Annotated in this window: 14 protein-coding genes and 1 pseudogene; 5 read left to right on the top strand and 10 right to left on the bottom strand. The window is 39.9% G+C overall.

All coding sequences use genetic code 11. The features are described from left to right. Positions 1-98: 98 nt before the first annotated feature. Positions 99-914: a 23S rRNA (guanine(745)-N(1))-methyltransferase gene (gene rlmA / locus L5M11_RS13040; protein WP_263192342.1), complete on the bottom strand. Its 816-nt coding sequence runs from the start codon at positions 912-914 to the stop codon at positions 99-101. 40 nt (positions 915-954) lie between these two features. Beyond that, entirely contained in the window at positions 955-1,803 is an 849-nt protein-coding gene (locus tag L5M11_RS13035; protein ID WP_263192341.1) for a hypothetical protein, read from the bottom strand. Between the two features lie 664 nt (positions 1,804-2,467). Here L5M11_RS13035 and L5M11_RS13030 point away from each other — a divergent pair. Next, positions 2,468-3,391 (top strand): hypothetical protein, encoded by a 924-nt coding sequence (locus tag L5M11_RS13030; protein WP_263186152.1) that lies wholly within the window; start codon positions 2,468-2,470, stop codon positions 3,389-3,391. A 243-nt stretch (positions 3,392-3,634) separates the two neighbouring features. Here the strand turns inward: L5M11_RS13030 and L5M11_RS13025 are convergent, their stop codons facing one another. Further along, entirely contained in the window at positions 3,635-4,030 is a 396-nt protein-coding gene (locus L5M11_RS13025; RefSeq protein ID WP_263186151.1) for a DUF4019 domain-containing protein, read from the bottom strand. A gap of 115 nt (positions 4,031-4,145) precedes the next feature. After that, complete coding sequence (locus L5M11_RS13020) at positions 4,146-4,862, bottom strand: hypothetical protein (RefSeq protein WP_263186149.1); 717 nt, start codon at positions 4,860-4,862, stop codon at positions 4,146-4,148. A gap of 2,413 nt (positions 4,863-7,275) precedes the next feature. Here L5M11_RS13020 and L5M11_RS13010 point away from each other — a divergent pair. Further along, positions 7,276-8,121: an MBL fold metallo-hydrolase gene (locus L5M11_RS13010; RefSeq protein ID WP_263192340.1), complete on the top strand. Its 846-nt coding sequence runs from the start codon at positions 7,276-7,278 to the stop codon at positions 8,119-8,121. Between the two features lie 272 nt (positions 8,122-8,393). After that, the gene (locus tag L5M11_RS13005) at positions 8,394-8,666 is read left to right on the top strand and encodes a hypothetical protein (protein ID WP_263192339.1); all 273 of its coding nucleotides are present in this window, start codon (positions 8,394-8,396) and stop codon (positions 8,664-8,666) included. Positions 8,667-8,997: 331 nt separating this feature from the next. Here the strand turns inward: L5M11_RS13005 and L5M11_RS13000 are convergent, their stop codons facing one another. Next, positions 8,998-9,240: a thioredoxin family protein gene (locus tag L5M11_RS13000; protein WP_263192336.1), complete on the bottom strand. Its 243-nt coding sequence runs from the start codon at positions 9,238-9,240 to the stop codon at positions 8,998-9,000. Between the two features lie 743 nt (positions 9,241-9,983). Here L5M11_RS13000 and L5M11_RS12995 point away from each other — a divergent pair. Continuing rightward, positions 9,984-11,300, top strand: a complete 1,317-nt coding sequence (locus L5M11_RS12995; RefSeq protein WP_168823978.1) for a hemolysin family protein — start codon at positions 9,984-9,986, stop codon at positions 11,298-11,300. A gap of 621 nt (positions 11,301-11,921) precedes the next feature. Here L5M11_RS12995 and L5M11_RS12990 read toward each other — a convergent pair. The 5 genes from L5M11_RS12990 to L5M11_RS23985 all read right to left on the bottom strand — a co-directional run bounded on the left by L5M11_RS12990 (position 11,922) and on the right by L5M11_RS23985 (position 15,042). Then, complete coding sequence (locus L5M11_RS12990; RefSeq protein ID WP_263192334.1) at positions 11,922-12,374, bottom strand: hypothetical protein; 453 nt, start codon at positions 12,372-12,374, stop codon at positions 11,922-11,924. A 139-nt stretch (positions 12,375-12,513) separates the two neighbouring features. Further along, complete coding sequence (locus tag L5M11_RS12985) at positions 12,514-13,290, bottom strand: hypothetical protein (protein ID WP_263192333.1); 777 nt, start codon at positions 13,288-13,290, stop codon at positions 12,514-12,516. A gap of 84 nt (positions 13,291-13,374) precedes the next feature. Next, positions 13,375-13,839, bottom strand: coding sequence for a DUF2846 domain-containing protein (locus L5M11_RS12980; protein ID WP_263192330.1), 465 nt, complete (start codon positions 13,837-13,839; stop codon positions 13,375-13,377). A 109-nt stretch (positions 13,840-13,948) separates the two neighbouring features. Beyond that, positions 13,949-14,581 carry a type B chloramphenicol O-acetyltransferase gene (catB, locus tag L5M11_RS12975; RefSeq protein WP_263192328.1) on the bottom strand — a complete coding sequence of 211 codons (633 nt, stop codon included), beginning with the start codon at positions 14,579-14,581 and terminating at the stop codon, positions 13,949-13,951. Positions 14,582-14,700: 119 nt separating this feature from the next. Further along, positions 14,701-15,042 carry a DUF4304 domain-containing protein gene (locus L5M11_RS23985; RefSeq protein ID WP_105252871.1) on the bottom strand — a complete coding sequence of 114 codons (342 nt, stop codon included), beginning with the start codon at positions 15,040-15,042 and terminating at the stop codon, positions 14,701-14,703. Positions 15,043-15,197: 155 nt separating this feature from the next. Between L5M11_RS23985 and L5M11_RS12970 the strand changes: the two are divergent. Next, positions 15,198-15,357 (top strand): annotated as a pseudogene (locus L5M11_RS12970) (IS110 family transposase); the annotation flags it as partial.

Below are 15,357 nucleotides of genomic sequence, written 5' to 3'. Positions count from 1 at the left end.
CGGTTTTGCAACCGGCTAGCAGAACACTAGGTTCATGCTGTTTAGCAAGTACAGTTAAGCATTTTAAATACTTTATTTCAATAGCTTAATCTTATCGCTTACTTTGAAATCCGATGCACTTCAATTTGGAAATCCAATTCACAGTTCAGTCCTTGCAACGCAAATGCTTGCTTTTGGGCATGAGTAAACTTCCAAGCATAGGGCGTCATTTCTAAAAAATGAGCAATATGTTCACTGTTTGCCAGTTCTAACTGGGAGATTAAGCGCTCCTGATGAAGGCACTCAAATCCAGCAATATGCGCTGTGGAAACGGGATGTAATCTTGGCTCAGCATAAATTTGTTGTTTCAACGCAAAATGGTGTAAAGGTCCCGGAGAAACCGTTATCAGTAAGCCTCCATCAGCCATAATCCGTTGTAACTCTTCTACTTTTGAAGGGGCATAAATACGAATGGCAAGATCGACACTTTGGGATGCGATTGGCATTTCATAGGCACTTGCGACACAAAATTGCAAATTAGGGTAACGTTTAGCTGCATATTTAATTGCAGACTTAGAAATATCTATACCTTGTAAATTGCAATCATGGTGCTGGCTCAACACATGGAGTAAACGTTGACTGTAGTACCCTTCCCCGCAACCTATATCGAGGATTTGTTTTGCTTCGGCACCAAACTCAAGCGCGAGCTCATTCACTCTATCACTCAAACCTTGATAGTAACCCGCGTTTAAAAATTCACGCCGAGCAAACATCATCTGTTTATTATCACCAGGATCTTTTGAGTTTTTCTTCTGTACAGGTAATAAGTTGACATAGCCTTCTTTGGCCATATCAAACTTATGTTGCTGTGAACAACCCCAAGTTCGCTCCGTTAACGTCAGTGGGGCGGCACACAGGGGACATAAATAATGCATAATGGACTCTTATCATTTAGCTAAATTTGGGTAAAAAAGTTTACGTTTCGTCTTCCATCAATCGGTCTACCATCAGGATCAATTCCGGTGAAGCGAGTAATTCATAACACTCTAATTTTCTTAATAGCTTATCAGTGTTATCGACATCATTAGCAGCGCGGCTGTAGTTTGGTCGCTCAAACATATGGGTATAGGTTCTAAATAACCATTGTTGTTTTTGCAGTAGCAAGGGATCGATCCTTAATACTTCATCAGCAAGGCTGGCATGACATTGACCAAGCTCCCCACGCATAAACGCCTGCAATTCTAATCTAACCTGCTCGATTTCAGTCATGTAAATTGCAAGAGATTCAGATGATGCGGCATAGTCGTAGTGCCTTGCTAACAGTGCTTTAGCAACCATTAACGCTTTGGGCTCATGCAAAACCCGCAAATCCGCTTCTAAGGGTACTAACTCAAACTTTGAATTGGCTTGTAAGGCAAAAGTTAAGTAACTATCTGCACCTATTAAGTCATTATCTGCACCTAAATGATGAGTCGTATCTAAGGTAAAAGATACACCTCGCCTCAATTCAGCCGCACAAAATTTCGCAGCAGTTCCCATCCGTGTATAAAGCCTAAAACCTTGCCCAAGGCCGCGGGTTATTGGTGTATTGAAAGCCTGAGGGCTTTGCGGTAACGATTCGACCTTAAGACCCATAAACGGCTGGAAGCGGATGACTATATTTTGCTGAATTCCGGCTTCAGCTATGACGATAATCTCTAGTAAAGGGGCATTGATCGCCTGCGACACAATAAAATCACTCACATCGTCGGGTAGCCGTAATGTGAGTATTGATGCCTTTGCAACATCAAGCACCATAGGTTCATTTAGAAATTGATGGTACATAAGACATTATTCTCCTATTTAACCGCAATTGTACCGTCGAATCTTAATGAAGATCACCTATTAAGCCGTTATATTTTCAAGATAATGGCTTAATCACCTTTGTAGTGTAAATGTTCATTCGAGGAATATCGGTGTTAAGATGTTATTATTCGACAAACTGTCATTGAATTTAATTTATGTCTAATCATTCTCAGCTAAGCATATTTTGGCACGACTACGAAACAATAACCACTTAACCATTGATTAATAATATAAAAATCAATGTACACACTCCAAATCTGTACACCCACATGTACACACTCAGTTTAATAACCTTCCAAATTAACTGTTCTGAGACAACAAGATTACGTATAACCTCAATATTCTTTCATGTTAAATCTGTTTACTCCCAACATTTTTGATTCTCATTTGCAGTCGATACACATCGTTTTAGATGCGGCCCACAAACCAGCTAAATAGGCCTCTTTAAAGCCACACCCCAAGTTGCCTCAAAATAGCAGCTAGAATATTTGCTTATCCTAGTTGGTGGAATGCTCACATATCGTAAATATTTAATGAGTATAATTTATACAAGTCATTAGTTTTTTCGCCGTTCAGACCAATTAAGCTATAGTCTATTTGAGGATGTAGTAAATAGGTTTCTGAACATGGACATGAGTTTCTTATGTATAACTTACAAATAGTTAGAATTTTTTTGATTGTTATTCCCTTGATGGCCATAACAAGCGTACCTATCACTTATGCTAACGATCAATTCATTATCAATCACTCAGAATCGAACCTTGACCATAGGTACCAATATACATATGACCTTTTACAGCTAGTGATTGATGCAACCAATGCCGATTTCGGCCAAGCCTCACTGGAGGTTTCCGATGTCATTATGAGCAGAAATCGCATATTAAGAGAATTACAAGATGGTCAAACTATTAATGTTATAGCTGAAGCCTCTAGTTCAGAGTGGAATACTAAGCTTATACCAATAAAAATTCCTATCCGTAAGGGAATTCAAGGGTTTAGGATTTTCATTATTCAGAAGAAAAATGCGGAATCGTTAGCTCAAATAACCTCTATTATGCAATTAACGTCTCTTAAAACAGGGTCAGGTAGTCAATGGTCAACTAAAGTTGCCATGCAACAGGCTGGATTTGGGGTCGTAGAAAGCATTCAATATGATAGTTTATTTAACATGCTATCAAAGGGAAGGTTTGTTACATTTGGCCGTGGAGTGAACGAAGCTTATCAAGAACTTGAGCAGTTCAATCTACAGTATCCAAATCTAGTTATTGATGAAAACATTTTGCTGCATATTCCTCTTGCTACGTATTTTTATGTTTCACCTAACAAGCCTCACTTAGCCCAGAGAATAGAAGTCGGTCTTCGAAGAATAATCAACAATGGTGAGTTTGATAGATTATTTTACAAACGTCATTGTGATTTTTTGATAAAAAGCAAAATGAATCAAAGGTTAATTTTTAAAATTGACAATCCTCTTATCTCCGAAGCTGAGATGACTTCAATTGTAGGTAAAGATTTTCTACTCAATCCTAAAGATGACTTTTCCATTTTGTGTAAAAAAAATCACTGATAATGATGTCTGAAATTTTGAATAGCACCGCAAAAGCAGTGCCAATTAGGCGTCGATTTAGACCATTTTAACTATCGTCTAAAACAAATGTGCGGCATATGCGTCAATGGTAAAAACATCGGACTTCGGTGAAGAATTTGGGTTGAACAGTGCAATGACAAATAGATTGTCTGCGCCGTCTAACATCGCCAGCTTTGCTGCGCGGCCTTGTTAGTCCTGCAAGCCTAAGTAAATACAACAAAATTATTTAATGAAGTAACCAACTGGAAGCCACTGCCCACTAGTTTTACTAAGTGTTAATATTTCAGTTGCTAACTTTTTATATTCAAATTCGGTTTGAAATTGAATAACTAAGTATTCACCTTCTGGGGCACCAGGAAGCGATGAATATTCTTTAGCGCCTAATTCAGAGCGTGATTTAACTTTACCTAATGGAGTTCGGACGCCTTTAAGTGCTGTATCCCACTTGGTTTGTGACAATTGTGATTTAAAGAATGAATCAGATTTTTGCCAACTTTCAGTGTAATTACCCGCATCAACGATTTTAAGCCACTCTTTTGCTGCAGTTGAACCAGAAGATTCATTGGCCGAAACAAGAGAAGAAATACACAGTGTTAAGATAAATATTAGTTTTTTCATAATAATTCCTTTTATTCTAAAGTCTAATGATATTGCCATACTTTAAATACAGCTAACACTCGCATTTGCTGCTGGTTTGAAGCACAACGAAAACCAGTACAACACCATGCGCTTATTAGTGTTTTTTTGCATACGTGGTAACCAAAACTTTGCTTGCTTCAAGAATTCCTTGGTTGATTTGATCAACCGTACAGTAATCTTCGTAGTACCAACCGTACATTTGATGTATGCCTAGATTATCCCCGAGATAGTCTTTTGTTTTGCTGTAATAATCATAATTATCAATTTCTTCGAGTAACTTTTTAAACTGCATACAGGGCGTTACTGTGCCCGAAGCAATTAATAGTACATGATGCTCAACTAGTTCTCTTGCAGCCTCTTCTATTGTCGGAATTAATACACCTATTTCTTTTAGGTATTTTTCGAATAGCGTTGAAATACATCCCCATCCCTTTGGATCGCAATCTAATATTTCAAGAAAGACATCCGACCAAATACCTTTATCTAATTGAGAATTAACATGCTCAATGATGTCTTTGGTGTACAGTATTCCTGCTGCATATTTAATTGCCAAAAATTCTTCTTGGGTGCTCATAGTTTGTGGCACTAATGTCTTAGTATTTATGCACAGCGCTGTTTGCAGGGCATAAATCGCTTGTTGGACTTGGCCGCTGCCACATCCGTGTAAATGGGTATGAATGATGCTATCGGAATTTGCTTTTTTGCGGTAGCAGTTTTTTATACAATTTGGTAGGTAATCACTTGATATCGTTTTAGCTTTCTCATTTTTCACTCTCACTTTCGACTGATTATTGACCTTGGTTGACAGCATTGGGGCCCCACATTCAGGCTGTCATTCACCCCCTCATCAGCTTAACCCCATAAGGTTGGCTGCTTCTCGCTGTCGGTCATACGCTTCGACTTGAGAGAATGGTTATCCTAACATTAGTACTGGCTGACTTTGGCAGTTAATCATCACTAATTACTGCGGTCTTTTCAGACCAAAATACTGCAGATGGTCCAACTGGCATTGCAGGCATAACCACGAACAGTCTTCCTTAACCTAATGACTCGCCAATACCACCAATGGATTGTTTGATTGCAACTTGATTAGCGCGAGCTTTTTGCGGTGGCAAGCATTGGTTAAGTACTGCGTAAAATCACAGTCATGACATACAGTACTAACCGGTTAGCCAATTTTGAATGGTTTAGTTATCAGTTAAGTGATTTTGAGATAAAGCTGGGACGAATCGATGAGCCTAGGCGGCGACGCTCTGATGTATTCAAGCTAAAGGTAGGTTTCTCCCCTCACCGTTCTCCGCTTTTATAGTGACTCACTTACACATAGAGGCAAAATATCGGTCCATTCAACTAAGATCAAAGGATCACAAAATCGATCTGTTGAAGTTGGTATATCCGAGCACATCTATTTTTCGAGCACCTGAGGGGGCAAGGAAAATAATCAATTAAAATCAATATCATAAACAGTGTTTGAAATTATGAACGCCCCCTAAAAGCCTGCAAATAAAACGACAACCAAGCCCTCTAAAATCCTCATATGTAGTGAAGTACTGCGCGTCACTGCCCCCGCAATCAACCGCGCCGGAAGGACCCTCGATGATAATGGTTCGCATCTACATCGAGTTGAGAGCGATTCTCATCATCATAAAGTGTCGCGTTCGGTTTCAATCAAACCGTGAGCATCGGCGAGACACAAAATCCGCCCATCTGAAAATCAAAATTCCTCATAATTGCACATGATCATCGCTCCATTCCTATCCATGCAGGATGACTAATATAGGTAAAGATAACGAGTCTGGCACTCGGTTAAAATGAGCCTAGTCCTAGACAGAAGCAATTCACCTAAAACCGTCAAAAACCTTGGCTTTTACCCTCTTCACCCATTGCCAACAATTAACACTAAAGCAACAAATGCACGCTATTGCATCCTCCACTAGGGTTGATGCAATGACTCGTCTGTAGCCTTACTGCTGCATGGGCTAGAGTGCTCCCAACTTTTTGAGGCTATCTAGGGATTATCTAGGCCGCATCGAAAAACGGTTGAACCATATTGGTGCAACACACTGAACAACACCCATTGAATAGAAATATATCAATAACAATTCAGGTTAAGGCAGCATGAGCCTAAAAACGCGTTCAATCCCCCAGAAACAGTGTGCAGATCATCCCAGTTCACCTGCTTTCGATGACTAAAAAAGGGGAGCGGATAACGCCTTCGCAGGATGAGGCCGCGACCGAAACAGTGAGCGGAATAGAAGGATCCATTTAGGCGCCATCAATTCACCCAGAACTGCCAAAAAACTCACATTTTGCCCTACCCTTTACGCCCTTCAAGCGTTAACACAAAAGCAACAAAAGCGAGTCGTTGCATCCTCCTGTAGGGTTGATGCAACGATATGCCTGTAGCCCTACTGCTGCATGGGTTTGAGTGCTCCCAACTTTTTGAGGGGATCTAGGGATTATCTAGGCCGCATCGAAGAACTGTTGAACCATAATGGTGTAATACACCTATCGCCAAATAACAAACCAGAAACAACTAATGCTAAGAAAACGTGCGCTATTCTCACTCGTCATCGTCGCTCAACACGCCTATATCAGTCCTATTTGTGCCAGCTTCACCCACAAACATCAGCAAATGCCTGAACGACTAACGCACCTGCAGGTAAAGCCGCTGACAAAGTCGTAAACAAGCACCTTGATGCCAGGCATCAATACCTATCAGCCCAACGAATCTCCCGGCCTCACAAATACTATTTAGCCAGCGTGAGATTATCGGCCACACCTGCAGGTAAACACACGGCAGGATCATAGGACCACACTCTTAGGTACTGACATCATCCACACCGGCATTAGCAGATAACTGTTCAGCGCTCATTATGCGCATTGGGATTGGGTAAAACCGACGATTAGGCATAAAGCGTAACGAGATTGGGTGACACGTCTGCAGGTGAAGATAGTGGTCTAAGAACAGGTCAAACTGAACGCACGATTGAACTGGATTAGTCTTGACTTAACCCCTCAATATTCAAACCACTATGCAATTAGATCCGACAGATAGCTTTAACCCACTTCTACCCCAAAGCAATTTTAATCCGGTAGAATCACTGATCGTGAAGTAGTCTGTGCCAAAAATTTTTGTAATGATGGCAAGTGCCTACTTTTAATTACTTTCGTGCAGGTATAAGGCGTTAAGCGCAAAGGTACTACCACTATTTTGGATAATGATGAAACTTACAGCATTAGTTGATAATACTCGTTTAGACAGTAGGCCAGATCTAGCTGTTGAGCGGGGGCTCTCTTTTCATGTAGAGACAATGGGAAGCCAAATTCTGTTTGATACAGGAAGCAGTAGTACGTTCTGTGAGAATGCGGCATTGATGAATATTAGCATTCAAGACATTGATCTAGCAGTGATATCTCATCGTCACCACGATCATTGCAACGGTACTACTCACTTTATTGAACGAAATTCTAAAGCAAAGATATATCTGAAAGACTGTGAGGATAAAAACTATCGATTTAAGGCGTTTGGTTTTAAGAATGATGTTGGTATTAATAAAGAATTGCTAAAAAATGCAAGTGAGCGCTTAGTTTTTGTTGAACATACAACAGAGATATTGCCGAACATTTTTATTATAACCGAAATTAGTGATAAATATGAAAAACCAAAAGGGAATCGGTATCTCTATACCCAATCAGAAAATGGTTACGAAAATGATACATTTGACCATGAATTACTTTTGGTCGTTAAAGAAAGCGATGGCCTAATCGTCTTTACTGGTTGTGCTCACAGCGGTGTTTTAAATATGGTTGAGACTGCTATTGAACTGTTCCCTAACCACAGAATAAAAGCAGTTGTTGGAGGTTTTCACTTGGTTGGTTTGCCACTATTGAATAGCATTGGTGGGACTAAACAAGATATTCAAGCAATCGGTCAAGCTTTGTCACACTATCCAATTGATAAGCTGTACACAGGACATTGCACAGGAATGAAAGCATTTGGATTACTTAAAGAAGTACTTGGAGATCGTCTAGAACATTTACCAACGGGGCGAAGCGTACTAATTTAGTGATCTCAGTACACTTGCGCTATAGCGCGGATACCGAGCTAGTCAGCATCCACAATAGAATGGGTGAAAAAGAGGTTAGCAAGATGACGGGTAACAAAACTAACGCGTTTTTGCCAAAAATGAGCCGTTGAATCAGATTTACCTAGTCAGGTTTACATACTAAAATTTCGTGCAATTTACCCTGTGTCAAAGGGATTGCGTTAGTAACAGTCGTTCTTTTATGTAGTTCTACATGATAAGAATTTGCTTATAAATAGAAGAGTAGTAATAAATTGTCTTATAAAAAATTTAATGCATTTTTGAACGCAAACATGCGGACCTTTGAAATGGTTGGTGTTCTAATGCGAATATTTAGTTTCTCACTTGTCAGTTGGCTTGGCCCTGAAAGTCCTTTTATGTTTGTTTGGATTTTCAACACGATAGATGCTGTTTTGCTAACATGGTGTGCCACTTTACGCAAAGATGCCGCTTACACGTTACTCAATGGTTTTTGGATTTTGATTGGTATTGTAGGGATCGCAAGAGCTGGCGGATTGATTCACTAATTTTTCTGGTCCATGTAAGTGAATCACTCTACATTAGACTGATTCACGTGACCAAAATCTAGTATTCGGCGTTAGCTTTGGGTAAAGCACTTCTGCCCCATTCTTAATTGAAACCAGTAGACTCGTCGTATCAAGCTTGGATATTGACCGGCCTTTGTTAATGAGTATTGTTGTGCTTACAGATATTTTGGAAAATAAGGTAACAATTCAACAATAATAATGTGTGATTTTTCTTTGTTTTCTATATGTATAGAATATTAATTGGGAGTTGAAGTGAGAGTGAAATAAGAAAGTACATTATTGATTTATTGAGCAGTGATAATGCAACAATTCAGCGCAAAATGTTTAGCCATGATTCAACCATGTATGGTTGGGGAGTAGAGCCCCAATGCATTAATCTTTCGTTAATAACAACCGCTTGTGAGCTCACCACTCTATAGTCCATCATCACTTCTGGATCTGACTCCATAATCAAGTTAATACTGATGCCATGATTAGTCGCTATAGCAGTGATTAACACTGCTGTACTTGTGCATTTTGTGCATCCATTGCCCAAAACTTTTATGTATAGCATTTTTACACTCTTACAAAATGGATCATTCACTCAGGGCCACTGTTATTGGAGATAGGATAAGGACACTTTGCAAAAATTCACTTTAATGCGATAACGGTTAAAATCTATGTGCGCACTATGCCTTTTGGTTTTATTCTAATCAACTAGAGCTTCATTAAAATTTAGGTGTTTTTCTTAAATTTTTGTTAACCTTAGTGTGCTTAAGTAAGGTAAAAACGTAAGTTCTTCGTACAACTGATGACCTAAGTAGTCTTCGCTACTCATACACTTAAGCTATAATTTTTTAATATTAGAGCTTAAGTATCCGTACTAATTATGTTAATTACTAATACTTTACAACTCTCTCTTTTCGTTTAATATGCGAATTACAATCACTTTTTTATGTAGGATTATGGACCCTCACCGACGATACGCTGTAACTTCAGTTGTTGCAGCCATTATCAATAAACATTGTCTTTCCATTTATTTTAATGAGTTAAGACAACTTTCTACACAATCAAATACACGGCTAATCAAAAAGTTGATAGCAGCTAGTAGATGGTTTGTTCTGAGAATTTCAAATCATACCCCAAGCCCGTTCTGGGAACGGTCCTTTCGTTATATTCTTTTGTTTTTTAAGAAGATTATTTCATGAGTTGTATCTAAGCTATCTTTCGATATTTAGCTGAGCTCATTGAGTTTCAGTATCAATTGTCTATTCATTTTTTCTTGTTCAACTTAAAGCGGAACCCAGAGCCACGACTATGGAAATTTTTATTCTTATTGGTTTGATTGTGTTAAATGGCTTATTTGCTATGTCGGAAATCGCCATTGTGACTGCTCGCAAGTCACGGCTAACAGCCCTTGCTCATGGCGGTAGCAGCACTGCTAAAGCAGCGCTCAAACTGGCAGAAGATCCAACGCAATTCTTGTCAACTGTGCAAATAGGCATAACATCAATAGGGATCTTAAACGGAATATTTGGTGAATCCATCCTCGCCGAACCTTTGTCACTTTGGCTTCAGACTTTTGGTCTAAGTCCAGATTTAACCAACATCTTTTCAACCGTTCTAGTGGTTATCATTGTCACTTATGTGTCAATTGTCATTGGTGAGTTAGTTCCCAAGCGAATTGGTCAAGTCAGTGCGGAAAGTATTGCCTGTCTAATGGCTAAACCAATGGTATTTCTAGCAATAGCAACCAAACCATTTGTATGGATGTTATCCGGTTCAACTCATGCTCTTATGCGTCTAATGGGATTTTCGCATAGACTTGACGACAATGTGACTCAGGAAGATATTCAGGCTATGTTGCAAGAAGGTTCATCTGCAGGGGTGATTGAGCACAATGAACATGCGATGGTCAAAAATGTTTTTCGATTAGATGAACGTACTATTTCTTCTTTGATGGTGCCACGGTCTGATATTGTATTTCTCGACTTAAACCTGCCTCTTGATGCAAATCTGCGAACTGTTATGCAGTCTCCTCACTCACGATTTCCTGTTTGTCGTAACAATGTTGATGATATGGTGGGTATTATTTCAGCTAAACAACTCCTTTCACAGTCTATCGCGGGTGAACGTTTAGAATTGGTGGATCTCGTTAAGAATTGTAACTTTGTACCCAACAGCTTATCTGGAATGGAGCTACTTGAGCATTTTCGTACTACAGGCTCGCAGATGGTGTTTGTTGTTGATGAATATGGTGATTTGAAAGGGCTGGTAACGCTTCAAGATATGATGGATGCACTGACTGGTGAGTTTTTTCAGGAAGATGTGAATGATCAGATGGTGATAAAAAGGGAAGATGGCTCATTATTACTAGATGGTCTAATCCCTATTTTTGACCTAAAAGACGCTTTAGGTATAAAGCAATTGCCAAATGAAGAGGATGGGCGTTATCAAACGCTAAATGGATTTTTAATGTATGAATTAGGGAAAATACCTCAAACCACAGATATTGTTGAAGTTGCAGGTTGGCGACTCGAAATTATGGATATGGACGGTAAAAGGGTAGATAAAGTCCTTGCTCAAATGTTACCTGATGCTGATTCTTCAGAAGAATCTATATTTGTTGATTGATAAATTCAAAAGCATAGTAGTTGTCAGCTTTAGTGCAAAAAACACGTCTAAAGAGCGACCAACTAAATCTGCTCGGTGAGTCGAGCATTAGCCATAGATTTCCTCATGGTTGTTTAACTAAAAATCGTGCCCGTGAATCACTCTACATCAGACTGATTCACGCTATCCCCAATGCCCCGTTTGCAGCTATTCTGGGGCGCTTTTTTCCCTTGAGATGAATCAAATCTTTATAGAATTGATTTATGTCCCTGTTATGCCTATTCCGACTAGTAATATCGAGAGTTGATTAGTTTACAGTCAACAGAGACGTTACTAATAGAATAGCTAATCCGAATCTGACTAAGCAGAGTGAATTATCTAACAAGGTTTTGTCCAGAAGTGATTTTTGTTGCGTCAGTGGAGATTGTACGATTGAGCACTTGGAACTCACGCAAGACAGCTCAAAATCTCGCAATTCCTCTTAGCTTTTCGAGCGGAAAAATTAACACAAAAGCATCAAAAAAATGCCGTTGCATACTCCTTTAGGGTTGCTGCTGCATGGATTTGAGTGCTCCCAACTTTTTAAGGAGATCTAGGGATTATCTAGGCCGCATGAACGAAGCTTCGAACCAAACTGAAGTATTAGGGTTGCTCGGTGCATTTTTCTGTAGTGAGCCATACCATTGCGCCGTAAATTGGTTGCCCTGTTGTCTTTGTTTGAATATGAAACTTTTCAAAACTCGTTGAGGTAATACGCTCGCATCTTGAGCCATCTGTTAACGCAGAATTTAGACTTTTAACCATTGAGGTTGCTAGTATCGCTTCCTTAAATGCATCTCGCAGAGCTATGATTTTTGGATTATGCATATTCCCAGCAGAGGCTAATGCCTCGGCTTGTAAGCGTGGATATTTCGCCTCTAAATATTTGTGCAGCTCAGCCTGCATCTTCTCGTCTTTTTCTGTTGGAAAAAACCTAAAATTCTCGATCCAGACACCTTTGGGTATTGAGTTTATAGCAAGTGGTAAAGAATACTCACCTGAAGGTTTTTTTGTAAGTACTGCCCATTCATCTTTTTGAATGTAGACATCCCACATTGTGTCACTCCCCAAACATAAGGCTGGGTAAAGCATGCTCAATAATAGAAAAAGTACTTTCATAGTTCTGACACCTAACGTCCAAATAATGGGCTAAAACATGTGGGCTAAACTTGATCGGAGCGAAAGCCCATATGTTTTATTCCTTATTAATTTGCTTGTTAAGTAGATTTTCATCAAGCTGGATTTCCAAGTTATTCATAAGCTCATCGGTAAGCTTTTGATGTTCATCTTTACTTACATAATTAGTTTGACCTTGGATATTAGCAGTCAATTGGTTTGTAATTTCTCCATAGACTTTAATTAGTCTGGCTTTTAATAAAGCTATATTTTCGCTCGTCATTGAGTTTTTAAGAGCAAATGGCTTGTTTTTGCTCATTGGTCCATAATTGCCTTCCCAAATTGCATTTCCAGACTCAGATTTTAATGTGGCTTTGAGCTGAGGAACAAAAATAAGACCTTTTTCATTGGAAAATATAATGCACCATGGCTCAAGTGTTATTACTTGATTTTTTATATTAGAGTTTAAGTGAATTGACTTTATTTCTGATATTAATTCAGGGTGTGAATTTAACGAATCCAATAGAATTTTAGCCAAATCAAAATTTTCTTTTAACTCAGTTTCCAAGCGCCCTTCTAAGTTTTTTTCATTTGATAAATCAGATGCTAATACGCCTAAAATGCCTAAATATAGACCAATATCATCAGAAAACTCAGACCAATTAGCGACTACAAAACCTGTATCTTCAATTCTTCTATCGCCTGGAGCTAAGCTAAGATCACTCCATTTGATATTCAAAACATCTAGTTTTATTTCTTTAGCGGACTCAATGGGAATGGCTCCGCCTTTTGGGGTAGATTGGCAACCCATAGTGAAGAGGGATAAGGTAATTATGATGAAATACTTGAGGTACACTCTGAGTTATCCTTGTCTACCTAACGCCGCAAGCGGCGAGCGTAAGCGAGTCCAGCACCTAAGGTGCGATGCTGGCTTGCCTTGTTAGTTTTTCTTAGTTTCACGCAACTCTTGCTTTGCAGTTTCTGGATTGACCAATCCAAGCGAGTAATTCCCAGAAATACTGGCTACTCCCCCAAGATAAGCTGAGTTAGCAAGCCCTGCAGTTAAGCGAACAAAATAAGTGTTATTGGCTTGTGCATCGAAAGAGATTTGCAATGGTCCTGCACGCCAGTTGGACATAATGCCGCCCTCTTTAACTGCGATTATCGTATTGCCTGGATTAAGGCCCAATATATGAAAGCCGCCATTACTGATTTCAAAACCATCTACCCCATTTATCTGTACCATAGGAGCAGCGGCGCCATCCAGCATGGCCCAAGGACGATAAAAATACACTTTAGCTTTATTTACCTCAGGAGCTTCCGTTTGAGTAAATTTTGGACCTGTTGCACTACAGCCAGTAAGAGACACAATCATAACTAACAAAAAAATAAATTTCTTAAACATCTACAAAGCTCCATCTCTACGAAAACTAACACCCGGCCTTGGGGCGGACTTGTAGTCGCGAAGCGGCGGAAAGCCTTCCCAGCACCGAAGGGATGACAACGGCCGGTTTTTAGGCACTTGAACGTTGCCAAATACGGTAAAGTCCTTCGATGTCAGACGAACACAAAAAAGGCATTGCTTCTTTAATTTGCTCCAACGACCAATCCCACCACTGCATCTCCAGTAACATTGAAATTTGCTGTTCTGAGAACCGCTTTCTTATCGCTTTTGCCGGGTTTCCGCCAACAATCGCGTAAGGCTCTACATCTTTGGTCACCAAAGCCCGGCTACCAATTACTGCTCCATGACCGATCTTTACTCCGGGCATAATCATTGCCTCCGAACCGATCCACACGTCGTTTCCTATAACGGTATCACCTGCACTTAGGAAAGCATCAGCTGATTCCGAAAATGCAGGCTCTTCATTCATGTAGAAGAAAGGGAATGATGTAACCCAATCATGCCGGTGCCCTTGATTGCCAGCCATGATAAAGGATGAGCCTGTTCCTATGGAGCAAAAGCTTCCAATAATTAATTTATCAACGTCATCGCGATCTGGCAGGAGGTAGCGGGCGCATTCATCAAATGAATGTCCATGGTAATAGCCTGAATAGTAACTATAACGACCAACCTTGATATTCGGGTTCTTAATCTGTTCAGTGAGAGGTTTACCCTTAAACGGACTCTCAAAATAATTTCTCATATAATTTTATACCAAAACTTCAGAGCGACATTGCGGCCTAACGCTGATGGCAACCAGCGTAGGAGGGCAGCGGAGGGCACCAAAAGCGCCACGCTTTTGGCGGCCGGTTGACCGACTAGTTATGTGCCGGTGACACACTTAAGCTCCTTAACGACCATTTTATGCTGGGAGTCAGATGCTGATAAATTCGCAGCGTCTTGAAACATCGCCCTCTCTAGAAACCAATCATCTGCTATCGACACTACCGTGGATAGCTCTTCGACAGGTAGGCGAACTCGAACATGACACTTATTTTCTGTAGGAGACTTATCTTCGCCAAGGGCTAGAAAGTAAACTACGAGGTTTACGTAGCAGTCCCCCTTGCTCCATTTCGATCTCTGGACGTTGAGCGCAGCGATGCTCTCGCCTTGATCCTTTCTCCAGGTCACACTTGACTTCTTAGACCCCCGTTCTTGATTCAGTAAATCACTCTATCTTTGCAAAATTTAAGCGAGCATTGCTCAAAGAGCAACAACGCGAAAGTATCATGTGTAGTGATGTGATGGACGCCTCAGCACCTAAGCTTGCAGTATTATGCCAAGCTTAAAGCTGACAAATAGTTCTGGAGGTTTCCATCATGGATATTAAAGTTATTGGTATCGATTTAGCCAAAAATGTTTTTCAAGTTTGTGTTTGTCTTATGGATAACTCTGTCATGAGTAACAAAAAGGTTAACAGAAACAAGCTGCTCGATAAAATTAGACAATTCCCCGAAGGTAGCCTTATTGCTATGGAGG

It is taken from the genome of Shewanella sp. SM87 (assembly GCF_025653705.1).
GTDB lineage: Bacteria > Pseudomonadota > Gammaproteobacteria > Enterobacterales > Shewanellaceae > Shewanella > Shewanella oncorhynchi.
Note: the sequence above shows the minus strand (reverse complement) of the source record. Positions and strands in the feature narration are given on the sequence as shown.

Bases quoted from the DNA above. Each gene is read 5' to 3' on its own strand.
- L5M11_RS12990 (WP_263192334.1), bottom strand. From the start codon at position 12,374: ATGTGGGATGTCTACATTCAAAAAGATGAATGGGCAGTACTTACAAAA.
- L5M11_RS13025 (WP_263186151.1), bottom strand. From the start codon at position 4,030: ATGAAAAAACTAATATTTATCTTAACACTGTGTATTTCTTCTCTTGTT.
- L5M11_RS13020 (WP_263186149.1), bottom strand. From the start codon at position 4,862: ATGCTGTCAACCAAGGTCAATAATCAGTCGAAAGTGAGAGTGAAAAAT.
- L5M11_RS12980 (WP_263192330.1), bottom strand. From the start codon at position 13,839: ATGTTTAAGAAATTTATTTTTTTGTTAGTTATGATTGTGTCTCTTACT.
- L5M11_RS13030 (WP_263186152.1), top strand. From the start codon at position 2,468: ATGTATAACTTACAAATAGTTAGAATTTTTTTGATTGTTATTCCCTTG.
- L5M11_RS12995 (WP_168823978.1), top strand. From the start codon at position 9,984: ATGGAAATTTTTATTCTTATTGGTTTGATTGTGTTAAATGGCTTATTT.
- rlmA (WP_263192342.1), bottom strand. From the start codon at position 914: ATGCATTATTTATGTCCCCTGTGTGCCGCCCCACTGACGTTAACGGAG.
- L5M11_RS13000 (WP_263192336.1), bottom strand. From the start codon at position 9,240: ATGCTATACATAAAAGTTTTGGGCAATGGATGCACAAAATGCACAAGT.
- catB (WP_263192328.1), bottom strand. From the start codon at position 14,581: ATGAGAAATTATTTTGAGAGTCCGTTTAAGGGTAAACCTCTCACTGAA.
- L5M11_RS13035 (WP_263192341.1), bottom strand. From the start codon at position 1,803: ATGTACCATCAATTTCTAAATGAACCTATGGTGCTTGATGTTGCAAAG.
- L5M11_RS13010 (WP_263192340.1), top strand. From the start codon at position 7,276: ATGAAACTTACAGCATTAGTTGATAATACTCGTTTAGACAGTAGGCCA.